Origin of the sequence: Stanieria cyanosphaera PCC 7437, assembly GCF_000317575.1 — a bacterium.
Classification (GTDB): domain Bacteria; phylum Cyanobacteriota; class Cyanobacteriia; order Cyanobacteriales; family Xenococcaceae; genus Stanieria; species Stanieria cyanosphaera.
Map to the genome: position 1 here is coordinate 2,814,870 of NC_019748.1, position 23,751 is coordinate 2,838,620.

At 33.9% G+C, this 23,751-nt stretch carries 24 protein-coding genes; 10 read left to right on the plus strand and 14 right to left on the minus strand.

Annotation, left to right across the window (positions count from 1 at the left end; translation table 11 throughout):
- Positions 1–6: 6 nt before the first annotated feature.
- The 3 genes from STA7437_RS12220 (at position 7) to STA7437_RS12230 (ending at position 3,058) form a co-directional block, all read left to right on the plus strand.
- Positions 7–1,323 (plus strand): RNA-guided endonuclease InsQ/TnpB family protein, encoded by a 1,317-nt coding sequence (locus STA7437_RS12220; RefSeq protein ID WP_015193693.1) that lies wholly within the window; start codon positions 7–9, stop codon positions 1,321–1,323.
- 407 nt (positions 1,324–1,730) lie between these two features.
- The gene (locus STA7437_RS12225) at positions 1,731–1,952 is read left to right on the plus strand and encodes a DUF4327 family protein (protein ID WP_015193694.1); all 222 of its coding nucleotides are present in this window, start codon (positions 1,731–1,733) and stop codon (positions 1,950–1,952) included.
- An 848-nt stretch (positions 1,953–2,800) separates the two neighbouring features.
- Positions 2,801–3,058, plus strand: a complete 258-nt coding sequence (locus STA7437_RS12230) for a DUF1816 domain-containing protein (protein WP_015193696.1) — start codon at positions 2,801–2,803, stop codon at positions 3,056–3,058.
- Between the two features lie 4 nt (positions 3,059–3,062).
- Here the strand turns inward: STA7437_RS12230 and STA7437_RS12235 are convergent, their stop codons facing one another.
- The 9 genes from STA7437_RS12235 to STA7437_RS12275 all read right to left on the minus strand — a co-directional run bounded on the left by STA7437_RS12235 (position 3,063) and on the right by STA7437_RS12275 (position 11,084).
- Positions 3,063–4,568 carry a hybrid sensor histidine kinase/response regulator gene (locus STA7437_RS12235; RefSeq protein ID WP_015193697.1) on the minus strand — a complete coding sequence of 502 codons (1,506 nt, stop codon included), beginning with the start codon at positions 4,566–4,568 and terminating at the stop codon, positions 3,063–3,065.
- Between the two features lie 207 nt (positions 4,569–4,775).
- On the minus strand, positions 4,776–5,282 hold the full coding sequence (locus tag STA7437_RS12240) for a YceD family protein (RefSeq protein WP_015193698.1): 507 nt from the start codon (positions 5,280–5,282) through the stop codon (positions 4,776–4,778).
- 28 nt (positions 5,283–5,310) lie between these two features.
- Positions 5,311–5,802 (minus strand): Jag family protein, encoded by a 492-nt coding sequence (locus tag STA7437_RS12245; RefSeq protein ID WP_015193699.1) that lies wholly within the window; start codon positions 5,800–5,802, stop codon positions 5,311–5,313.
- An 8-nt stretch (positions 5,803–5,810) separates the two neighbouring features.
- Positions 5,811–6,962: a membrane protein insertase YidC gene (yidC, locus tag STA7437_RS12250; RefSeq protein WP_015193700.1), complete on the minus strand. Its 1,152-nt coding sequence runs from the start codon at positions 6,960–6,962 to the stop codon at positions 5,811–5,813.
- Positions 6,963–7,053: 91 nt separating this feature from the next.
- Positions 7,054–7,446 carry a PH domain-containing protein gene (locus tag STA7437_RS12255; protein ID WP_015193701.1) on the minus strand — a complete coding sequence of 131 codons (393 nt, stop codon included), beginning with the start codon at positions 7,444–7,446 and terminating at the stop codon, positions 7,054–7,056.
- The gene (gene rnpA / locus STA7437_RS12260; RefSeq protein WP_015193702.1) at positions 7,436–7,807 is read right to left on the minus strand and encodes a ribonuclease P protein component; all 372 of its coding nucleotides are present in this window, start codon (positions 7,805–7,807) and stop codon (positions 7,436–7,438) included. Before rnpA ends, STA7437_RS12255 begins: the two co-directional genes overlap by 11 nt.
- Before the next feature lie 31 nt (positions 7,808–7,838).
- On the minus strand, positions 7,839–7,976 hold the full coding sequence (rpmH, locus tag STA7437_RS12265) for a 50S ribosomal protein L34 (RefSeq protein ID WP_015193703.1): 138 nt from the start codon (positions 7,974–7,976) through the stop codon (positions 7,839–7,841).
- A gap of 154 nt (positions 7,977–8,130) precedes the next feature.
- On the minus strand, positions 8,131–8,667 hold the full coding sequence (locus tag STA7437_RS12270; RefSeq protein ID WP_015193704.1) for a DUF2808 domain-containing protein: 537 nt from the start codon (positions 8,665–8,667) through the stop codon (positions 8,131–8,133).
- Between the two features lie 182 nt (positions 8,668–8,849).
- Positions 8,850–11,084 (minus strand): glycosyltransferase, encoded by a 2,235-nt coding sequence (locus STA7437_RS12275; protein WP_015193705.1) that lies wholly within the window; start codon positions 11,082–11,084, stop codon positions 8,850–8,852.
- Between the two features lie 554 nt (positions 11,085–11,638).
- Between STA7437_RS12275 and STA7437_RS12280 the strand changes: the two genes are divergently transcribed.
- The 5 genes from STA7437_RS12280 to STA7437_RS12300 all read left to right on the plus strand — a co-directional run bounded on the left by STA7437_RS12280 (position 11,639) and on the right by STA7437_RS12300 (position 15,087).
- A complete protein-coding gene (locus STA7437_RS12280) occupies positions 11,639–12,832 on the plus strand; it encodes a GNAT family N-acetyltransferase (RefSeq protein ID WP_015193706.1) in 1,194 nt (397 codons plus the stop codon).
- A 71-nt stretch (positions 12,833–12,903) separates the two neighbouring features.
- Positions 12,904–13,623 (plus strand): DUF4336 domain-containing protein, encoded by a 720-nt coding sequence (locus tag STA7437_RS12285; protein ID WP_015193707.1) that lies wholly within the window; start codon positions 12,904–12,906, stop codon positions 13,621–13,623.
- Entirely contained in the window at positions 13,620–14,087 is a 468-nt protein-coding gene (locus STA7437_RS12290; protein ID WP_015193708.1) for a GNAT family N-acetyltransferase, read from the plus strand. The genes STA7437_RS12285 and STA7437_RS12290 overlap by 4 nt, the downstream gene beginning before the upstream one ends.
- Before the next feature lie 103 nt (positions 14,088–14,190).
- Positions 14,191–14,427 carry a hypothetical protein gene (locus tag STA7437_RS12295; RefSeq protein WP_015193709.1) on the plus strand — a complete coding sequence of 79 codons (237 nt, stop codon included), beginning with the start codon at positions 14,191–14,193 and terminating at the stop codon, positions 14,425–14,427.
- A gap of 90 nt (positions 14,428–14,517) precedes the next feature.
- Positions 14,518–15,087, plus strand: a complete 570-nt coding sequence (locus tag STA7437_RS12300) for a Uma2 family endonuclease (RefSeq protein WP_015193710.1) — start codon at positions 14,518–14,520, stop codon at positions 15,085–15,087.
- A 10-nt stretch (positions 15,088–15,097) separates the two neighbouring features.
- Here STA7437_RS12300 and dndD read toward each other — a convergent pair whose 3' ends face one another.
- The 5 genes from dndD to STA7437_RS12325 form a co-directional block, all read right to left on the minus strand.
- Positions 15,098–17,080 carry a DNA sulfur modification protein DndD gene (gene dndD / locus STA7437_RS12305; protein WP_015193711.1) on the minus strand — a complete coding sequence of 661 codons (1,983 nt, stop codon included), beginning with the start codon at positions 17,078–17,080 and terminating at the stop codon, positions 15,098–15,100.
- 18 nt (positions 17,081–17,098) lie between these two features.
- Entirely contained in the window at positions 17,099–18,040 is a 942-nt protein-coding gene (locus STA7437_RS12310) for a hypothetical protein (protein ID WP_015193712.1), read from the minus strand.
- A 303-nt stretch (positions 18,041–18,343) separates the two neighbouring features.
- Complete coding sequence (dndC, locus tag STA7437_RS12315; RefSeq protein WP_015193713.1) at positions 18,344–19,954, minus strand: DNA phosphorothioation system sulfurtransferase DndC; 1,611 nt, start codon at positions 19,952–19,954, stop codon at positions 18,344–18,346.
- A 15-nt stretch (positions 19,955–19,969) separates the two neighbouring features.
- Positions 19,970–20,917: an HNH endonuclease gene (locus tag STA7437_RS24890; protein ID WP_015193714.1), complete on the minus strand. Its 948-nt coding sequence runs from the start codon at positions 20,915–20,917 to the stop codon at positions 19,970–19,972.
- A 14-nt stretch (positions 20,918–20,931) separates the two neighbouring features.
- Positions 20,932–22,653 carry a ParB N-terminal domain-containing protein gene (locus STA7437_RS12325; RefSeq protein ID WP_015193715.1) on the minus strand — a complete coding sequence of 574 codons (1,722 nt, stop codon included), beginning with the start codon at positions 22,651–22,653 and terminating at the stop codon, positions 20,932–20,934.
- A gap of 321 nt (positions 22,654–22,974) precedes the next feature.
- Here STA7437_RS12325 and STA7437_RS12330 point away from each other — a divergent pair, with 321 nt between their 5' ends.
- Entirely contained in the window at positions 22,975–23,187 is a 213-nt protein-coding gene (locus STA7437_RS12330) for a hypothetical protein (RefSeq protein ID WP_015193716.1), read from the plus strand.
- Positions 23,178–23,552: a type II toxin-antitoxin system VapC family toxin gene (locus STA7437_RS12335; protein ID WP_015193717.1), complete on the plus strand. Its 375-nt coding sequence runs from the start codon at positions 23,178–23,180 to the stop codon at positions 23,550–23,552. The genes STA7437_RS12330 and STA7437_RS12335 overlap by 10 nt, the downstream gene beginning before the upstream one ends.
- Positions 23,553–23,751 lie beyond the last annotated feature (199 nt).

Consider the following 23,751-nt stretch of genomic DNA (forward strand, 5'->3'; position numbering starts at 1 on the left):
AAATACATGATAATCCTAGAGTACAAAATCAAAGCAAAACCACATCAATATCTGGCAATTGACCAAGCTATTCGCACAGGTCAATTTGTCAGAAACAAAGCTTTGCGCTATTGGATGGACAATAAAAAAGTCAATAAATACGACTTAAATAAGTATTGTCGCATTCTAGCTAAAGAGTATGTTTTTGCTGATAAATTAAATTCTACTGCTAGGCAATCATCTGCTGAACGTGCTTGGTCAGGAATAGCTAGATTTTTCGATAACTGCAAAAAGCGCACCGCCCACGCGGAGGAAACCTCCGCGTGTGGCCGGAGCAAGCAGAAAGTTAAAGGCAAGAAAGCGGATGCGACCGACCCGTCGTCTTACGGCGGGTCGCACGCGCACCAAGCAGGCTATCCTAAATTCAAGAAACATTCTCGCTCAGTTGAATATAAACAATCTGGCTGGAAGCTAGACGAAGCTACCAAAAAGAATATTACTTTCACCGATAAAATCGGCATAGGAAGAGTTAAGTTAGTCGGTAGTCGAGATATCTATTTCTATCAACCAGAACAAATTAAGCGAGTAAGACTGGTTCGTCGCGCTGATGGTTACTATTGTCAGTTGGGAATATCTATCGAAGTAAAAGAAGATATGCAACCAACAGGCAAAGCCATCGGCTTAGATATGGGATTAAAGTATTTCTATGCTGATAGCAATGGATATATAGAAGAAAATCCTAGATTCTACAGAAAAAGCGAAAAACGTCTTAACCGTCTAAACAGACGAAAGTCTAAAAAGTACCAAAAAGGAAAAAAACAGTCTAAGAATTACCACAACGCTAGAAAGAGCTATGCAAAACTGCATTTAAAAGTAAGTAGACAACGTGAAGAACACGCTAAGAGAGTAGCGCGTTGCGTATGTGCATCTAATGATTGCATCGTCTATGAAGATTTAAATGTTAGAAATCTAGTTCGTAATCGAAGATTGTCAAAATCCATATCTGATGCTGGTTGGACTCAATTTCGTAAATGGGTTGAGTATTTTGGCTGGAAATTCGGCAAGATAACAATTGCCGTACCTCCACATTACACTTCGCAAGATTGTCCTGCTTGCGAAAGAAGAATCAAAAAATCTCTATCTACTCGTACTCATGTTTGTGAGTGCGGATATACAGAAGATAGAGATATAGCAGCTAGTATCAATATTCTAAAAAAAGGACTGAGTACGCTAGGGCATAGCGGAAGTTACGCTTGGGGAGAAACTCCCTCTTGGGCGGTTGGCGTAAGCCTGTCGTCTAACGGAGATTCGTTGAACCAAGAATCCCAAGGGGCTGTGGTCTGAGGAGACCTCAGACCCTTGTATGCCCCGCCCACCAAAAGCAATGACGAAGCGAGAGCGGAGTCAGTGGTTTAGTGGTGGGAGTGTCAATATCTCCCCATTATTTCTTTTTAGGATAAGAGCGATCGCTATTTAAGTAGAGGACTGACGATTGAAATGACTATTTAATTTATTTTTTCAAAGATATTCAAAATTAATATAAGAAAATTATATAATGCTACCCGATTTTACTGAGCCAGTAACAACGTAAACATTTGGCTGAGGTCAGTTTTTTTTTCCAAGGTATTTTTGTTGCTATCTAAATACAAAAATAATTCATTTTACCTTGAATCAACTTCCTCACAAATTCTTCAACATTGGCTTTTACTTTTAAAGATGAAAAATTAAAGATCTACTCAGGGAGGTAGATTATGCTCAAAACAATTCCCTACTTCCTTGAAGAAATCAAATCTGAAGCTCGTCAATTAGTCGATCAAGGACTTCTTGAACGCCAACAACCTCTTTATATGCTATGTCGATATATTGCACCAAGAGAATGGATTTGTGTCGAATTAGAGTTAGAAAAAAATGATTATCTTTTGAGAGATAAAATAGGCGATCTTTTAGCCCATGAAGAATGGGAAGAAGACTGACAAAATTTCTTGCTTAGTTCCAATTTTTGACTAAAAAATCTAGTCAGTGATGATTTCAAAGTTTTGTCGATCAAAAAAATAGTAGACAAGCAATCAAGTTTAAACAAATGACAATTTCAGTAATTAAAAGCTGTTTTTCATAAATTTTTCTCTCTTAGAAAAAAATCGCTTGTCTCATCAAAATATTTAATTTGTTTGAGATGTTAAGTTAAGTAATTTGATTGCCTAATACATCATGAAGACATCAACTAAAAAATCTAGTTTGGTAATAATAAGTTGAATCAATTAATAGTTTTTACTTAAGTATTTTTGCTCAAATTAATTATTTAAAAATGTCATGAAGTTTACAGACACATTTGACAAAAGTATGTAATTATTATTTTAGCTTTAGAATTATTTAAAAATAATAAAACCTTAAAGCATCATAAATGCTTACTTAACTTTTTTTAACATACAAGTTTTTTCTTAAAAAAATATAAAATCTAGAAAAATATTTAAGCTTCTCCTAGGATCGAGTAGTTTTTGATTTAAAATCAACTAGTTTTTGTTTTAATACCTCAAAAAGATTAAATCAATTATTAGCATGATTGTTTTTGTGCCGTTTTAATTCCAAAAATTTTAATAGAAACTTTAGATTTAGGTGTTGATATGAATTATTGTCCTTGTTGTTCATCCAAGCTTCTTTGTCATATTAATCAACAAAAAACGTATTGGTTTTGTTCTAATTGTGGACAAGAAATGCCAAATCTAAATGATTTAAATAAAACCAAAACAAAAGCAGACCATACTAATTTGTCTGTATTATCCACCAAAAATTAACCCATTACTATGTAGGAAATAAAGTCAGCATGTTCGAGTCAACTTCATTTGTAACTAGCCAACAATCATCTTCAAACATTAAAAAGACAAGACTCCCCTGGTGGGTAATAATTCAAACTACTATTCCTTACTGCACCTATTATTTTGGTCCTTTTAATAATGCTAAAGAAGCGCAATTATCCCAATATGGTTACTTAGAAGATCTGATGGAAGAAAAAGCTCACGGAATTTCTGTACAAATTAAGCAATCTCGTCCTCCTCAATCTCTAACCCTTTACGAAGAATAATCATTTATAAACAAAGTATTTTTTGTTCGCTTAAGGGCAAAGTCAGATAGAATGTGCTGCCTTGACCAAAATTACTTTCGACCCAAATTTTGCCCCCATGATGCTCGATAATATGACGACAAATTGTTAATCCCAAACCAGTTCCACCTTTTTTGCGAGAGTCGGAGGCATCAACTTGCTGAAAACGCTCAAAAATCGTTTGTAGTTTATCGGCAGGGATTCCTCTGCCTTGGTCTTGTACTTCAATTTGACAGAAATTGTTCAGTACTTTTGTTCTGAGCCAAATTTTGCTATTGGCATCGGAAAATTTGATCGCATTACTTAGAAGGTTAGTTAAAGTTTGAAGAATGCGGTCAGGATCTACAAATACTTCCACACTACAAGACTCTAATTCAAGTTGTACGTCTGCTCGGTCTGCCATAGTTTGCATGGTTTCTCTAGCTTGAGTCAAAAGAAGACTTAAATCGCAATAAGTCGGTTGCATAGTAATTTTGCCTGATTTCATCCGCTCTAAGTCTAAAATATCGTTAACCAAGCGGATTAATCGTTCAGTGTTATTTGTCGCAATACTAAGGACTTGTTGACCTTGCTCAGTTAGTGTTCCTAATTTACCTGAACTAAGAAGATCTAAAGCTCCCATCATTGAAGTCATAGGAGTGCGAAGTTCGTGACTAACTAGAGAAATAAATTCATTTTCCAGGCGTTTGCGTTCGGTAATATCGTTCATAATGCTGAGAGTACATTGTTTCCCAGCTAATTCAATAATTTCTACCGATAATAAGATTGTTTTGACTGTTCCCGACTTAGTTAAAAATTGAAATTCTTGATTACGAACAAAACCGTTTTGAAGAGACTTTTGAACAACTTGATTATAAATTGCCGAGGCAGACTCCAAATTAATTTCTGTTATACTACGACCAATAATTTCTTCACGACTATAGCCACTCATTTGTAAAAAACTGGTATTAACCTCAAGAAAAAATCCTTCTGCTACAGTTGCCATCGCAATGGGATTAGGACAAGAACGAAAAGCTTTAGCAAAAGTTTCTTCGGCAGCAGCACGTTGAGCAATTTCTTGTTGTAGCTGTAAGTTTTGTTTTTGAAGTTGTTGTTGTAATTTACCAATAGTTAAGTGGGTATTAAGTCTAGCTAAAACTTCTTCAACTTGAAACGGTTTGGTGATGTAATCTACTCCGCCTGCTTGAAAGGCTTTAATTTTATCAAAAACATCTCCTAAAGCACTAATAAAAATTACAGGAATATCTTTAGTACGTTGATCTGCTTTGAGTTGATGACACACTTCATAACCATCCATTTGAGGCATCTTAACATCTAGCAAAATCAAATCAGGTGGTACTGCTTGCGCTCCCCTTATTCCACTAGAACCTTTAGTCACACTACGAACTTTGTAGCCTTTTTCCGTCAACATTTGGGAAAGTAAAGCCAAATTTTCTGGAGTATCGTCGATCACTAAAATATCTGCTAAAGGACGAGCGGACTGTTTCAACATTGATTTTGATAGATCGATGGTTCTTAATCCTAGTTGTTCTTTTATCTTCACAGATCTAACGCTTAAAGCTGGATAAATATTTTACTTTTAACAATAGATATATTTAACTGCTAGAGCGAGAAGAAATCGGGAGATTGATTAAGATACTACAATCAAAATCAGGATTAATTTGTTTGTGCTGAGAGAAAAGGGTAGCTGATTTTTTTTCTATTCGTTATTGGTAGATAATTGTTTTTTTAAATCCGCTAAAGAAGCCCAACGACTATCAATCCCAGAGCTAGCAACCGAAGGAGTTACTTCTGTTCCTTGGCAAGTTTTACCACAAAGCTGACGTAGAGGCATAGCTAAAGATAGTTGTTCGTAGAGCCAAGTTTCTGGTTCAAAATATCCGTCAGGAGATAAGGTTTCTGAAAGATCTTCAACTGCCACTTCTCTTTCTTGAGGAAAATCTTCAGATTGTTCTGCTTCTAACCAAATTAATTCGGAAGTATTAATCGAGATACGATGATTGTAGTGGTTAAGACAGCGATCGCAAACTAACGTTACAATAGTTTCTGCCTTAGCCACAACTTCTAAATAGTTCCCACCATGCTTAATCACCATTAATCCTCGTATCGGAGTAAGAGTATTTAAACCAGCAATTGATTCTTGGATGGTAACCTCTTCTTTACGCTCCGATAGTTTAAGTAAACGAGGGATATAAATAGCTTCCATTACTTTATCTTGAGACTATTTCTGGATTTTATTCACGCAGTCGCACAACTAAGCGTCGGTCTGGCTCTTGTCCACGGCTTTCGGTTTGAATATCTTCAGAATTCTGTAACAAACTGTGAATTTGTCGTCTTTCAGCAGAAGATAATTGAGTTAATTCTACTTCTTGCCCCGTGTTTCTAACTTGTTGTACTGCTTGTTCTGCTAAGGTTACTAGTTCTTGATATCGTTGAACTCGATAACCATCTATTTCTATGGTAACAGAACCTTGAAATTCCGATTCCGGACTAAGATTGAGTAAAGTATTAGCTAAATACTGAATTGCGTCAATATTTTCACCTTTATCACCAATCAATAACTGAGTTTGCTGTTCAGTTAAATTAGTGGTTTCAATCGCTAACCAACAAGAATCGGTTTCGGCGGGTACTCGCTCAAGTAATTCTGGACTGACGGAAGTAGGAAACCCCATCAATTCCAGAAGTGTTTCTAACCATTCTTGCCCTTGTTGGACTTGTTGTTCCATATTACTTTCTAGCCAGAGGTTTTCTCTTTTTTCTTAGAACGTTTACGTTCAAAAGGAAGGGTTTCTCTTGATTGCTCTGCTTTTTCCTGTTGCTCAACGATTTTTTGTAAGTTTTCAGGTAAAGGTTCTCGCATCAAAAACCAAGTTTGACCGGTTTGGAACAGATTGGCAACCAAAATATACATTAATACCCCTGCTGGTAGAGGGAAAAACAGAAACATCCCACTAAAAATGATGGGCATCAGTTGGTTAACTGCTTGTTGTTGGTCGGCATTAGAGCCTTTATTTTGTTGTCCACCAGTCAGTTGTTGGTTAACGTAAATGCTGACACCAAAGAGTAAAACCATTGCTAAAATATCAAAATTGATCTTACCTTCTGAATCGGTTACACCAACTTGACCTAGAGCTTTAATAAATAAGAAACCTTTATCCGCAGCAATTCCTGGGATAGTTCCTTGAATGGTTGCATCTCCTGGTTCTAAAGCTTCAATAGTGCCATCGTCATTAATTTTTACTCTTTCCGAGCCTTTCGTTACTTCCCAATGAGGCTGTAAATTATATTCTGCATTTTCTGAAATTAAATTTTGGAAAGGTTTTCCTTCAACTGTTTGAAAATCTACTTTAGTTTTTTCTCCCACTACCAACTTATTACCTGCTGGTAATAAAGCTGCTACTTTGTAATGAACCCCATCTTCGATATAAATATTTTGAGGTTTAGTAACAAAAGCTTGTGGTTGAATTCGTTCGATTTGTTCTTGAGGAAAAACTTGTAAATCTACAGTGTAATTAATATTACTAAAGGGCGATCCTCTTAAAGTAGCAAACAAAGCAAATAAAATAGGCATCTGCAAAAGCAAAGGCAAACAACCAGCTAAAGGGTTGCCAAACTCCTGCATCAGTTTCCCCATTTCTTCTTGTTGCTTAGCAGGATCGTTTTTATAACGTTTTTGAATTTCTTCCTGTCTTTCTTTCATTAAAGGCTGAACAATTTTCATTTTTCGCATATTGCGAATTTGTCCAGCACTAAGAGGAAACACAGCAAAACGAACTACTAAGGTCAGTGCAATAATTGCAAAACCATAACTAGGCACAATCCCATAGAAAAAATCTAGGATTGGCAACATAATATTGTTGGAAATAAAACCGATACCAAAATCCATTATTCAACAAGTCCAGCCTGTGGGCGGTAGTTTTTTCTCAGTCTAGTGTACTCGATCGCGTTCGTAATTATTCTTTACAGATCGAATTTAATTAGCCAGCAATTGATTCAACTGATTTCCCAGTTTTCGCTGCTGCTTTTTCGGCAATGTAATTAGAGATTTCTCGAAAATTAGGCATTGCTCGCAATTCCAAGCGACTTTTATCTTTCAGGGTAACGACTAAATCGCCCCATAATCCAATTCCTCTGGGAACTTTAACAACTTTAACTATTTCTGAATAAATAATATCGGTGCGATCGCGCCCCATCCAACCACCAGTCACAGAAATACGGCGATCGGTAATTCGGTAACGCAACCACAGCGCACGCACAATTGCTCCTACAGTTAAAGGAATACAAATAACAGTAAACGCTAGCAAAATATTGATAATTAAATCGCCAATATGAGGACCGCCTTCATAATAAACTTCTTCTTTAATACCCATTGATTATTTCTGCTTCTATTAATAACTGCTTTAATTCTCGCAAAAAATGTTCATATTTGCATTCGCTTGCTTTCGGTTTAACTACAATCACAATTTTCCATCCTCCAGGAAGGTAAGGAAGTAGCTCTCGAAAAACTGCACGAATTTGTCGCTTGATGCGATTGCGGATCACTGCTTTTTTACTAACTTTTTGACTAATAGAAATACCTATACGAGTTGGCTCAGTAACTAAAGAGTCATTGATCGAAACTTCTAATAATGCCCTTAAAATTAAGTAGCGGCTATGACGGCGGATTCCCTGTTCGTAAACAGCGACAAAATCACGCCGATGTTTTAGCCGATTGGCTTTTGGTAATCCCACATTTCACGCTAATTGCCACAAAGTTTGTTGATTATACAGTTAGGCGGTGACGTCCTCTTTTACGACGAGCTTGAACCACTTTTCGTCCGTTACTAGTCCGCATCCGAGCGCGAAAACCTGAAGTTCTTTTTTGTTTGCGATTAGTTCCGCCTAGGGTACGTTGAGTCACTGATGATTACCTCCTTCTTAAATTGATTCATCAATAAAAAGTCACAATCTCTAATTGTACAACATTCAAATAGTCAACAGTAAAAATACTTCGTAGAATTGCTTTTACAGTTTGATTGAGGCACAAAACAATTGCCCTACACTGAATAACTACGTTAAGGATTGATGCTCAAAATCCAAGTGCCTAAGTGTTGACGAATTGGTAAATCTGAAGCTGGTAAAATTTGACATTGAAAATAAAAAGTACCGCCAAAACGAGGATTTTTTACATTAGAAAAGACAATTTCTACCTTATTACTCTCTTTGAGAGGTTGTTCAAGATCAATTTCGATCAGATAACTTTCTTGATCCCAAATCACTTCTCTAATGGGAAGAGGTTCGCCTTTAACTCTGACTTCAATTTTATCGGTATCAAATTTTCCTTTATAGTAGTCAGGGTAAGAAATAAAAAACTTAGATACACCTTGCATCAATTTCTTACCAGGAACACGCAAACGATAACGGTCAAAAGAACCAGCATTACCGCCAAAATCCAAATGATAATCTAAAATATTTTCTCGTTCTACTCCGCTAAAAATAGTTAAACCAGAGTTACCTTGAGCATAAGTAATCATGGGTAAAAAACTGAAAGAGCAACTCACAAGAGCTACAGTAGTTAACAAACTTCGATAAGTTAATCTTTTAAAAATCATAAAATTGTCCAAAAATTGTAATTTGGTAATTGTTTAACTTTACTATTTTATTGAATGTAGCAAAGTTAGCAAATCTAAAGACGTAGACTACCAAGAAAAGTGTCACTCACAATAATTGATTGATCAGTTTTTCCAAAAAAATCGCTTAAATTAATATTAGGCGATTAGTTAGGTAATTGAAATTAGATTAATTTATTTTGATAGTAGGCAATCGCCTGTTTATGACGTAATAACGTGAGGGGTCTTAATAAAACTTTTATCATAATTAGTAAAGATTTAATTTCTCCTGGACTATTTTTTCTGCGCCATTGTCCAGGACGACAATACAATATTTCAATTAAACTTTTCTGTTGAGCCAAACTAAGATTTTTAAATTTAATTCTAATTCTGTTTGTTCTCTCTTGAACATAACTATGGGTAATATAACCGTTAACTTGTAATCCTTCTTCGATTAAAGTTAAATTGATTTGTGTTGGTAATTCGGTGTTTGTTGCTAAAGTTATTTCTGCACCTTCTTCCGATAATTTGTTAGTAACTCCATTGTAAATACAGTCGTTATCAACAGTAAGGATAACGGGTTTCTTTAAAGAAAACCATTCGTAAAAGCTAGGTTTAGGAATGTCGAGTAAAGTCAATAAAGCAACACTAAGAGTTATTAAATTATAAAAACTCCACCATAAACCAAGATTTAAAGCAGATTGAGTTGAAGAATTTAAGACAGCTAGAACAAAACTAATTCCAGTAATAATTAATAATCCTACTAAAGGTAAAGCTAAAGTCCAATTAAAATAAAAGCGGTCTGAAGCTAATCCTTTGGGAGTAACTTTAAATCCTTTAGCAAAAGGACTTAGAATAATTTTAACTACAGTAATAGCTGTAGGAAAACACTGGACTAAAGAATATAAATCAGCCAAAATTGCTGAACGAGATCTGTGATTAAGCCAAGCAAAAACTGAAAGCTGAATAATATAGTAAGGCAGAAAAATATAAACTAATTCTCTTAAACTAAACTCAATTGGATTGATACCAAAGAAAATATAGATAATAGGGACAAATAGAAAAAAGAAACGAGGGATAGGAGTAAACCAGTGTAGTAAGCCTTCTAAATGACCTAATCTTTGCCAGAAATTTAATCCTGGAATAGTTAGGGGATTGGATTCGATAAAAAATGCTTGCAAAGTACCTCTAGCCCAGCGCAATCTTTGATCGATATGAGCCGAAATGTTTTCTGCTGCTAAACCTGCACTTAATTTTTCATCTAAATAAACCAATTCATAACCTTTGGCAGCTAAACGAATCCCTGTAAAGTAGTCTTCACTAACTGAGTTGGTTACAAAATAACCAATCTCTTCCAATGCACTACGACGAACGATGAAAGAAGTTCCTGCACAAACTACACTACCTACACCATCTTTGATTGGTTCGACTTGACGATAAAATACTTCTTCTTCAGGATTTAAAACATCTTCTAAGCCTAAATTTCTGGCAATGGGATCGCAATTATAAAAACTTTGGGGAGTTTGAACTAAAGCAATTTTTTGATTTTGAAAAAAGCCAACGGTGCGTTTTAAGAAATTAGCAGTAGGAATAAAATCAGCGTCAAACACTACAACTAATTCACTATGAGTTTGGGCAAGGGCATGATTCAAATTTCCTGCTTTAGCATGAGAATTATCAGGTCTAGTGATGTAGTGACAACCTAATTGCTGTGCTAATTGTTTGATTTCAGTTCTTTTAGTATCGTCTAGGAGATAAATTTGTTTGTGGGGATAATCTAAAGCCTGACACCCAACGATAGTTCGTTTCAAGATAAAATCGGGTTCGTTGTAAGTAGGAATTAAAATATCTACGGAGGGAGCATAACTACCTTGTTCAACTGCTTCACTGTATCGATTTGCTTCACGATGGCGATTTTTGACTGAGAACATCAAAAGTAGTTGAATAATTGCTCCTGATATAGTTAATAATTCCATCAATAGCAATAACAGACTAAAAGTTCCATTAACAGGATCTGCAAGATTGAGGGTAGATAAAACTCGCCATAATAAATAGCGAACTAATAAGATCAATAAAATTGAGACAACTATTCGGCGTGACCAAGTTTGAGGTGTAGGAGACACTCTCATAATTCCTTGCGCCAAAAAAAACAGTACCAGTGTCGGTACTAGAAGATAATATTTATTTCCTAACTGCGGTGGTATCAACCAACTTGGAGGATTTTCCTGAATTAGCTGCAAACTAGCAAACAATTCGGTGATGTGACTATTACCGAATAACCAAGAAAGAGAAATTGCTGCAAAACAACCAATCATAACAAGTATAACTAAGGTCGCTTGATGTAAGCGGAAGCCTGAGTTACGAGTTACAAAGAGAGGAAAATTCTCTCTAGACGATGATACTGGTTTAACTGTTTGCATAAAGTTCAATTTATAGTTAGGCTCTTAAAAATAAACTTACAAAGTATCTGTAAATTTCTTGTAAAAAGACAAATTTAATTTTCAAAAAAAATCAATGCTCTTTGGTTGTGCTTTACATAATTTAACTAATATTTTTACTTTTGTAAGCACCTTATGTTTTCAGGCTAGGCATCGATAATCTATGGCTATTTTGTAAAGATTTAGATTAGCAACAGCTTATATCTATTAGGAAGAAATATTTTGATTGTTTAAAATCTCAATTGAAATAATTGACATCAAAGCGGTGACGGATAAAGTTTAATAAAAGTTCCCTACTTCTGATCTAAATGATAAATCGTAACTTAAATAACTTATCTAATATTTATCTTTGTTGAGGTAAAGAACATTTTTGACTAGAAAATCATTGCTGCTAAAATTCAAATCTATTGTTGTTAAAAGTAAATTAAATTACTATCTCAGAAAAATTTTTAGTAAAGTCGAGATGTTGTGACTGCAACATAAAGCAAGATTGCATTAGGCTTAAAATTAATTGGTAATCTTCCTCTTCTATAGTTATGGTTGAACAAATCAAACCGAAATACTCTGTTGCTTGGCTTTCAAATTTGGCGGAAATTCCTCAAGCGGAATGGGATGCTTTAGCTCTACCTCTTAATACACCTTTTTTGGAATGGGCGTGGATCAATAATCTCGAAACTTCTGGTAGTGCTATTGCTCGCACGGGATGGCAATCTTGTCACTTGACTGTGTGGCGAGAGAGAAACTTAATTGCTGCTGCACCTTTTTATATTAAAAGCCATAGTTACGGGGAATTTGTTTTCGATCATCAATGGGCTGATTTATCTTATCGTTTGGGAGTTGAATATTATCCTAAGTTGGTAGGGATGACTCCTTTTACTCCTGCAACTGGATACAGATTTTTAATTGCGCCTGAAGAGAATGAAGAAGAACTAACTGAATTAATGGTAGCAGCAATCGATCATTTTTGCGATCGCAATCGAATTTCTAGTTGTAATTTTCTGTTTGTCGATCCTGACTGGCGAGCATTAATGGAAAATTTCGGTTTTAGTAGTTGGTTACATCATAGTTATATTTGGGGCAATCAAAATTTTAATAGTTTTGATGATTATCTTCAGATGTTTAATGCCAATCAGCGTCGCAATATTAAACGAGAAAGAAAAGCGGTAGTCAATGCTGGATTAGAGATGAGAGTATTGGCAGGAGAAGAGATTCCTCATTATTTATATCCTTTAATTTATCGTTTTTATAGTAATACTTGCGATAAATTTTATTGGGGAAGTAAATATCTCACTCGGAAATTTTTTGAACAACTTTATCCTAATTATAGCGATCGCATTGTCCTAGTTGCAGCTTATCAAGAAGGCGGTGATAAAAAACCGGTAGGAATGTCTTTTTGTCTAACTAAAGGCAACAATTTGTATGGTCGTTATTGGGGTTGTTTTGAGGAATATAATTGTTTACATTTTGAGGCTTGTTATTACAAACCTATTGAATGGGCGATTAATAATGGTATTACCATGTTCGATCCTGGTGCGGGAGGAAGTCATAAGAAAAGAAGAGGTTTTCCTGCTACTCCTAATTATAGTTTGCACCGCTTTTATAATCGCAGGATGAATCAAATTTTGCGTAATTATATTGATGAGATTAATCAAATGGAACAGGAAGAAATAGATGCGATTAATCATGAGTTACCTTTCAGTAAAAGAGAAATAAATTTTGATTTTGAGTAACAAGATGTCTTACTTACTACCATTTAAAAATATTTTTTTATGTTTTTTATATAGTTAGTAATTAAAAAATAATGCTTAGAAAAGTTGCTCAAAATATTTGGGTTCAAGAACAATCACAAAAATATTATGGATTGGAAGTCGGCACTAGAATGACGATAATTTGTTTAGCCGATTCCCAATTATTGGTTATTTCTCCTATCAAAACCGATCCAAAAAATATTGAACAAATTAATCAGTTAGGAAAAGTTACTTGGATTGTAGCTCCTAATCTTTATCATCATCTCTATGTTGCAGATTTTCAAGATATTTATCCTCAAGCTAAACTATTAGTTGCTCCTGGATTAGAATTAAAAAGAAAAGATTTAGTAGTCGATCAAGTTCTCACTCAAGATTTAATCAAGTTTGATAATGAATTAGAATATTGCTTATTTGCAGGCTTTAAAATTTTAGATATACCTAAAATATCACCTCTTAATGAAGTAGTCTTTTTTCATATCAAGAGCAAAACTTTAATTCTGACAGATACTGCTTTTCATTTTGATAACAGTTTTCCTTTGATAACTCAGCTTGCAACTAGAATACTTGGAGGTTATCGTACCTTAAGCCCAACTATTTTAGAAAAATTAGCTATCGGTAATAAAAATCAGTTAAAACAATCAATTAAAACAATTCTAAATTGGGATTTTGAAAGAGTAATTATGGCTCATGGCACTATTGTTGAACGGCAAGGTAAACAAAAATTAGTTCAAGGATATCAACAATTTTTAGGTGAAAAATTATCATTAAAATGATTGTGAGAGAATATCGCAAATCAGACTTACCTGAAATTTCTCGTTTATTTTATAATACTATTCATCAAATTAATTCACGAGATTACATCAGGGAACAAATTGAAGCCTGGGCAGCAGAAATTAAAGATGAATTATTCTGGCAGGAAAGGTTTAGAAACGATCTAGTTTATGTTGTAGAAACAAATCATAGTATTGTCGGATTTACTAACTTTAAAACAACAGGATATATTGATTGTTTTTATGTCCATCATCAATGGCAAGGTCAAGGTGTTGGTTCTTTATTGATTAAAAAAATAGAATCAGAGGCTAGAAAGCAACAAATTTCTTTATTATTTTTGGAGGCAAGCATTACTGCTATGCCTTTTTTTAAAGCAAAGGGATTTGTGGTTATTAGAGAGCAAGAAAGATTATATAACGGTTGTAGATTTAAGCAATTTTATCTGGAAAAAAGTTTTATTATTTAGTTTTTCATGAATTTAAGTTTTAACTAAGATTATTAAAAAATAGATTAAAATATTAGAGTAATTATTAATTTGTTCAAATAAAATAATTTTATTTAATTAAACTATGCAGTGTGCAATTGTCAGTCGAGCAGGACAAGTTTTAGCCAGAGGAAAACTAATTTTAGATCGAGAAGAAAATGGTGAGATGCGCTTGAATTTAAAAACTAATGGCGGAAAAATAATTCGGGGAGGAATTGTTGATGCTGATGGAGATTTAAAAAATGCTAGTGAGGAATTATTTCAACAATGTTATGCAACTTGGCAAATGACAGGATTAACCTTAAGTGTGACTATTCGTTAAAGAAATAGATACAGTGGCGTAAGCGTAACAATTAATAGTTGAATTAATTTTATTTTGAGCGATAAAAACTAAAAATTAAGGGTAAGCAGAGTGACAGCAGTAATTTTAAATTTAGACAAAGTTGGCTTGACAGACGAACAGTTTTACATTCTTTGTCAAGTCAATCAAAACTGGAATTTAGAACGTACTGCCAAAGGAGAATTGGTAATTATGCCACCTGTAGGAGGAGAAAGTGGACAGCGAGAAGCAGATTTAATTACTGATCTCAATCTATGGAATCGTCAAACACAATTAGGTGTAGTTTTTAGTTCTTCAACTATTTTTAGTTTACCAAACGGTGGCGACCGCTCTCCCGATGCAGCTTGGATTAAAAATGATCGCTGGAATGCTTTAACAGACAAACAAAAAAAAGGTTTTCCACCAATTTGCCCTGATTTTGTGATTGAATTGCGTTCTCAAAGCGATGCTCTTCAATCTTTACAAGTTAAAATGCAAGAATATTTAAATAGTGGTTTGTCGCTAGGCTGGTTAATTGATCCTCAAAATAACCAAGTGTTCATTTATCGTTTGAATCAAGCGGTGGAAATAGTTCAACTTCCTGCTAAATTATTGGGAGAAAATATTTTACCTGGGTTTGTCTTAAATTTATCTAGGTTTTAGAAGTAGTTATTTACCAAAAATAGCCTGTTTCTAAGGTAGTTTGACGTTGCTCAGAATCATACTTGAGTAAATATTCTACCGCGATCGCGTTACTTTCTCTTAATTGTTGAACTTCCTGTTTGCCAATTTCTGTATCAGTTGAAAGTAAAATAACTTGATGGGAAGCAGTGGGAAAATATCTTTCTACTAAATTATGACGATGAGAAGAGTCTAACCTTCCCAAAGGAGTATCAATCACAATGGGTAAATTTTTACCCGATACTCTCGCTAAACCCCACAAAAAAGCGACAGCAAGTAATTGTTTTTCTCCTGCGGAAAGACGTTGTTTAGGTAAGGGTAAACCGTTAGGATCGTAGAGAGATAAACGAAAACTCCCACTATCAATAGCGACACGATGAACTAAATTAGATTTGTGAAGTAAATAGCGAAAACATTCGGTTACTTCAATTTCTAATTTGTTGAGTTTTTTGAGAATTAATTTTTCTCGGAATAAATTTAAAGTTTGTTGTACCTTAGCTGCTGCCTGAATAATATGTTCATCGTTAGTACGATCTATAATTGTTTCACTATAATTTTTTAATTCTTTTTTGATCAGTTCAATTTCTCTTTCAAGATTATTGTAATTAGATTGAACTAAATCTATTTCTGCTTGACATTCCAAAACTTTTTTATGAGCATTTTGAACTGCTCGATCTAATTTTTGATAATCTTCAGGAGAAGCTGCGATCGCTAATTGTGTATCTCTATTATCTATTTCTAATTTTAACTGTTTTATGTGTTCCAAGCTTACTTTAGCTTGTTTTTGTTGTTGAGGTAAACGTTCTTCTCTTAAAGTGGTTAAGAGTTTCAAATTATCTTCATCAATACCCAAATAATTTTTTCCTTGTTCTTGAAGATAATGAGCTAAAACTTGATTTTCTTCAGCAATAAAATCTTTAATTTTATCAATATATTGTGGTTGGAGAGCAATTAAATTTAAATAATCTAATAATTTGCGATCGCGTTCATCTAAAATATTCTTAGCTTGTTTAAACTGTTGAGTTTTTAATTCTTGTTCTCCTTGGGATTTAATTTCAGATAGTAAAGGTGAAATTAATAATAAAGGTAGACTACCAGCAGCCAAGTCTCTTAATTGTTCTCTTTCTTTTTCGGCTACATTATTTAGCTCTTTAATTTTATTTTCTAACTGACTTCTTTCCGCAGCAATTTTACCGCCTTCTTTCCTAAATTTATTGTAAGCACGGTCTTTTTCTTTGTAAGCAAATTTTAGCTGTTTTTCCAAATTTTGTAATTTGGTTTTAACTGTTTCTTTTTGATGTTCTTTTTGCTTTAATTGCTCTTCAATTTCTTGCAAAGTTGCTAACTGTTCTTGATTAGCTAAAGCTTTTCTTTTTCTACTAACTAAAACTTCTAAATCAATCGATAACTTTTCTGCCAATTCCAAACCCAATAAAGTAGAAATCGCATCTACTACCGTTGGCGGTGGTGTTTCTAATTCAGCTAATTCTTTTACTTGTTCACCATCAAATAAAAATAAATTGGAAATTCCTAGAGGTAATAAATTTTCAACATATTCATCCCAAATCTCCGCTAAACCATTGTCATAATTACCTTCAACAATAATACTTAAACTATCTTTTCCATCTTGAGGATATTTATTCCAAGCACGAATAATTTTAAATTCCTGCCAACGATCTTCTACAATATGTTCAAAACTTAATTCAATTTGGGTAACTTTTCCTAAACTAGTTTGAATATTTACTGATTGAGTTAAAAAATCAGCATAACCTAAATTACCTCTAGTCGAACATTGCGCTCTTTGCCCGTATAAAGCTAACCTAATTGCATCAATTAAAGTAGTTTTTCCTCCACCATTCATACCACCAATTAAAATAATTGGGCTGAGGCTATCATCATTTTTTGGTCTTAAATCAATTAAATTACGACCTGAATAAACTCCAAAATTTTCTAAAACTAATTCAGTGAAGATCATTATAATATTTATTAAAATTTATTTTTTTTGAAAAGAAACAGCTAACTTTTTAAATAATGGTAAATATTGGGAATTATAGCGAGTGTTAACTTGTCCTTGCATTAAATAATAATAATCATTTTCCTCAGATAAGATTACTTGATAAATTGATACTAAATTTCTAGATTTAATATTTTTACCCACACCAATAATTTCATAACCATCAAGGTTATTAATCACAATTTGATTACCAGTTTCGATCTCAATTTCAGTTAAATTATCTGTTTTTAATAAACGCTGACGCGCAAAATCTTCCAACTCTTGATACTGAGGTGCAACGGAAGGCGCAACTACAAAAAATGGATCGTTGATTGATTTAGCTGGAAAAACTCCATTCTTAGTATATATTAAACTATTACCTAATCTTTGAGCTAGTTTTAAATCTCCATTTTCCTCGAGAGTAAATTCTAAACCATCGGTTGCAACAGCAGTTTGCGTTTGATTCCATTGAACTGTCAAAAGACTTTTTTTTAAACTTTCTGAATAATCTGATGCCAATTCTTGAGGAAAAGTAGCTGTTAATAAAACAGATTCAGTTTGATTACCTAATAACAAAATCCATTTATTAAATTCTGTACCATAAGCTGATTGTTGAACATTGATTAAAATAGCATCTTGTTGATTTACTTTAACTATTTCTTGTTGCAATAATACCATTCCTTTTTTTGATAATTCTTCAGCATTTGTTAAACCAGATGCTAACTCAGAAATAGACGCAGGAATTTCTGTAACAACAATTGAACTATTAGTTTCCTCCTGCTGATAACCAGGAAAACGAGTCGCAGACACAAACCCTTGTGGTGGGATTAGACTTATTTTTGTCCCTGCGATCATGGTTGATTCTTCTTGAGCTAAACTATCAGAAGGAATTAAACTGAGTGAAAAAAATCCACTGATTATTAAACTAAGTATTTTGTTCATTAAATAACTTACTATAGTTATGAAACTTTAAAAAATTAGTCATTGAATCAAATATTATCCGCAGATGAACACAGATAAACCTTGTCCTGAGTGGAACGAAGGAACAGATTGAGTGATTGGTTGGTATTGTCTGTTTGGGATTTTAGATTCACTTCGTTCACTGAACATATCAAAGCTGATTGTTATAATTTACTTTATTCTTTTGATTGTTTAACTTCTGCTTTTGTTCAACCAAAGTTTTCACACTTGAGATAGAACTACCATTTAATTCTAAATTGTAATTAGTACGACAAATTTTTAATCTTAGTTATCTTTTTTGCTAGCAAACTTAATATCTCCCCAAGTTGCTTTTACTGGTTGAGATTTTTCTTTTGATGTTTGCTTTTTATTGGTCAATTCCTTGATCTTTTCTCTAACTTCTTCTACTTTTCCTTCCAGAGCAGCAGTTTTTAAATCTCGTTTGTCATGAGCATTTTCAATCGCTTCTTTTTTACTTCTCGAACTGCTATCAAAACATTTTTCTAATTTTTCATAAATGCCAACGCGACGAGACTTAGTATAAAATTGTCTTTCTGTATCTAATAATTTTGACATCAATTCCAAGTGCATCTCATCATTACAAATCTCTTCTAAAATTTCCCATTCATCACTACCCAATAACTTTTCATCTGCACCAACTCGAACATCCACAAAAGTTTCTCCTGTTACTTCTTCATAAATGCGAGGCAAACTATCATCAAACTCATGTTTTTCTTCCAACCAAATCCGCCGAATTTCACTCAACTCTTCAGGCGTAATTAAAGTAAGATCTCGATATGCTTCTGGTGCAGTTTGACGTACTTGCACTTGTGCTTCGAGAACTCTTCTTAACCAATATTCTCGCCATTTTTTAGTATAAGGTCCCGGTATCGGTTCAATCGAAGTTTTTCCGTCTTTGTTCCGTTCAAATAATTCTACTCTTCCATAGATACGGCGAAAATCTCTTTTATTTCTATCATCTTGAATATCGAGTTCGTTACGAATATCTAGTAGAGGTTGTAACCATTCTTTCTCTTCATCATTTTGAATCATTGCCTCCATTGATTTATCTTTATTCACCATCGTACATACCCAACAGCCAAAGCGAGAATCACCACAACTAGGAGTAGAGGTATCCACTACCAGAGGACATTCATTATCAGCAGTCGCACCTCGATACATGGTAAATAAATCTTTATTATTTCCTCCCCAAGGATTTTCCCACTGCATTAGATACATCCAGACTTCATCAGTACGCCAATCTTCAATAGGAGTGTAAACAAGAGAGTTAATTAAACTCGCTCTTGGACTTAAGCGATCGCGTACTCTATCTTTTTCATGCTTTGCCATGACAGCAGCACGTTTATTACTTTCAGCTTTTCGCATTCCTAGCACAAGAATTACTTCTCCATTCTTGCGAATCATACTACGAATAAAACGATTGGCAGGACGAATTTTTAAACGTTCAGTACACCATCTAAAACGCATTCTTGGGGATGGATATCCTTTACCAATTAAACAAACCCAAAATGTATCTTTAACTTCTGGATGGAGAAGATGAGGTTCTATCGGCATTTCCTGTTTTTGTGCAGCAATTTTCATTTTTTCCAGAGACTTGCCTACCCAAACAGAAACTACTGGATTCTCTACCAAGGTATCTGTTGTGATTACATGAATTTTCTTTTTACGTTTCTCTGCTGGAAGAGCAGAGATCGCATACCAAATGAGTTGTAATGCTGCACTTGAATCTTTGCCACCACTGAAGCCTACACACCAGGGGACTTGATCCGAACAATATAGTTCTTGAATTTCTTTGGTGAGCAGTTGAATATCTTCTATGAACTTATTAACAGTTCGTTTCTGTTGACTATCTTCTTTTTGTTGTATTTCTAACATTTGATCTATTTATAATCAACGCATTTGCTCTGCAATGTCTCTACTAATTAAACGACTAGATCCAAGAGGATCGTGTTCTTGGCATATAACTTTTAGATTAGCAGGATTCATTGCACCTTCTGGATGTTTATAGATTAGCGTTAATTGACTGTTGTTAACTGTTTTGTCACAGTTTCCTTCGTATTCACAACGTCTACGTATTGAAAGAAGTCTGACAACCCAAAAAGGATGTGGAATAGACTGTTTGCCAAATTTTGGATGTTCTATTATTTGAGGTTGAACTGTAACATCATATATTGATAAGCGATCGCTTTTGTGACAATTACACCATCCACATGACAAACGGAGATTATCTAACTCATCTGTTCCTCCTTTAGAAAAAGGAACTGCATGATCGATTTCAACAGAGACATCTCGTTGTTTTAAACCATGTAATGTCATGTAATCAACAAAGCGAGGCAATGGAACTTCCTTACAATTAGAGTATCCTAAAAATTTATTTTCAGCCCAATTGGTAAATTTATATCCACAAATCCAACAACGTGGTTCTAAGCCTTGTATATCCCACAACAGCTTTTTTTTATCGATATCAAGCCGAATGCGCTTTCTTGTTTTTCTTCTTTCTACTTCTTTAGCTATCAGTCTTGAAATGTCTATAGTAAGTTTCTGAAGTTCTGATTCAGAAATTTGATTACAAATAAAAGGTATTCTTTGCTGAACAACTTTAAATATATGCGCGTAACCTTGAGAAGAATTGATGAATTTATTTGGATCGCAAATAGATTCTAAAAACCATTGTGTCCAAAGAAGATGAATATCTGCTCTTAAAAGAGTTCCTCGACCACTCATAACTAGGTCGGGTACTCTTTGATTAGCAATATGACTAAGAATTTTTACATCCCAACAAGATTCAAGTTTATCTGCTGTTGTATCAAGAAAAGAATGAATTTCTTCGTATTCCATATAGATACAAATATTTAGTTCAAAGGTACTCTATATTGATTAGATCTAGGTAATTGTTTGGGGTCTTTTCTATATTCAACCCAAAGTTTTGACCACTGTTTACGAATACCGGGAACATCTTTTTTGACACCATGTAAATTCCAATCTCTATTAAAATAATCTCGGTTAACTCCTTCTAGCCATTGGTCAACATGATGCTGAATCTGAGATACTTCATCTATACCTACACGACGTTCACACAAATACTGAAAGAAATCTGCTGCCAAAATAGTTAAAGAGGTTTTGTTGAAAATATTTGATTGTTTGGGATTTCCCCAATAATGCCAAGCTTCATCATTATCTCGATCTGCAAGTTGGTCACGAATTATTGTCCAAAATGAAATGAATACCTCCCGCCAGCATCCATCAAGAGCGCGCCAATATTCATAAGCATTATTAAATTCTTGAGCTTGCCACTCTTGAACAAGATTAGATGAATCTAAACAAGTGCGTTTCCATTTATCAGCATAATCAACACTTTCATGAAATAACTTTCCACCTTTTAAATCTCGAAATATTTTAACTATTGAGGCTAATACATTCCATTTAAGATTATCTTTTTGATCTGAATTCAAGCCTCTTTCCACTAACCCATAAAAAGGACTATCTGGATATCTAGCAAGAAATGTAACTGCTCTTGATTCTTCTAATTTAATACCTGCATTTTCAAGGCGATCTGATACTCGTTCAAGCTCTTCATTAGAAAGGCTTGTAGATATAATTGTGCCTAGCAATGCTGGTTTAATCGGAGTTGCTTTTTGATTAACGACAACAAACTGAAATACTTGTTCTGCTGGATCGTTATTCATTAATAGTGAAACGGGAAGCTTACGCGCAGCTTCTGTTTCTATTTGTTGTTGAACTTCATTTGGATCGATGTCTTGATTAAACAGTATTTCTTCTATTTTTTCTTTGTATTTATCTTCCTTTTTTACTATTTCTTTGGCGGATTTTACTGCTGCTCTCAATCTATGTTGTCCATCTACCACAACAATAGGGTGTAAAAATGAAATTAAAGATTTTTTTGAATAATTAAGAAAATTATCATCATCAAAGTTATCTTTTATTTCTTCTAAAACAGTAACGTAAGCTGCAATTTCTTCCCAAAAATCCAAAATATGAGACTCATCAGTTAAGGAAATTTCCATATTTTCATCTGTATCAGAAATTTCTACATCTTGCTCCTCATTCATTTCATCCTCAAATTCTTCCGAAAAACTGCCAATTTCTGCTCGTTGTTTTAATTGTTGTATAAGATTATCAGAAGGTTTACGTTGAGCAAGTTCTGGCAATCTGCACTCCAAATCTACTTTTACTTTTTTTAATAGCTCAAGTAAACTTAACTCTTCTAGTTGTTCGGTGGTGATAGTTAAATATCCATGCTGAATAAATGCATCATCATTATCTTGGTTATTGTTGGGTTCAAATTTAATTTTTTCCGAATCTAATTTACGTAGCGCACACAGCAAAGGATTTTGAATGATATTCTGCTCATTTTGATAAAAGCTACTAATTTCTTTAATTCGTTTTCTATTTTCTTCTCTTTGAAACCCTGTAGTTTCTTGAGTTCCAATTGTTTTCTTTTGTGGTACCCCTGACCATATATCAATTTCTACGGCTGAAGCAGCGAATAGAACCAACCAATCTCCAGAGTCAGTTTGACGAACTCGAATGGCTTTGTATCTAAAAATAGGCATCACAGTTATTTAAAAATTGTAAGTGATTTTAATATAGTTCCCAACAACTATAGTATTAATCTCAAAAATTGTTTTTTATTTGATATTCAGCCTACATTTTTAAGTTAATTAGATTACTAATTTACTATTACTCTTATTGCTAATTTTTGATGTCTAAACTGATGCTAAAATTAACATCATATTAATCAGTCAGAGATAGATGCGATCGCACTTAACTAACAACTCTCTCTGCGCGAGATTAAAAAAGCGATCTCCAATTCTGTCTTTAAGATATTTAAATTGTTTTACGCTCAAAGTAAACCTTTGTGAGCAAAATCGATTATGAAACCAATCAAAAAACAGATCGTTACCGACGAATCCATGAATCCTGTTGCCGTACTAATTGATTATCAAGATTGGCAAGAGATTGAAAAAATTTTAGAAACATATCAACAACAAGATACAACACCATCTCTCGCATCTTATGCAGGAACGATAAATTTAACCATAGCTCCTTTGGCATATCAACAAGAAATTAGAAATGAATGGTTGTGAATCAATCACGAATTTTGCTTGATACCAATATTGCTCTTTATTATCTTGGTGGAAGATTGACAACTCCTCTTCCTAAAGGACAATATTACATTTCAATCATCACAGAAATGGAACTTCTTTCCTATCCAAGTCTTAGTCCAACTGAGGAACAGCAAATTCAAAACTTTTTGTCTCAACTGCTAATTGTTAACATTAACAATTCCATCAAAAAAATGGCAATTTCTCTACGCAAACAATATCGACTTAAACTTCCTGATGCGATTATTGCAGCAACAGCCCAATCGCTTCAAGCAATCTTACTCACTAATGATAATAGGATATGTAATATAGGCTCTTTAATAACTCAATCTATGCCTATTACTTAGAATTAAATTACGAGTATTGTCGATAACAAGACTCCTTTGTCTACGAGGTAAATTTAGTTATGCGATCGCGCTCGATAATGATCTTGAATATTTAGCTTTTGTAAACTCAAGTTATTTAAAAAGTAATTGATTATCTTATTTAATTTTTCCCCAATCATTAATAAAAATACAACCAAAAATTGAGAAGCGCGATCTTAGC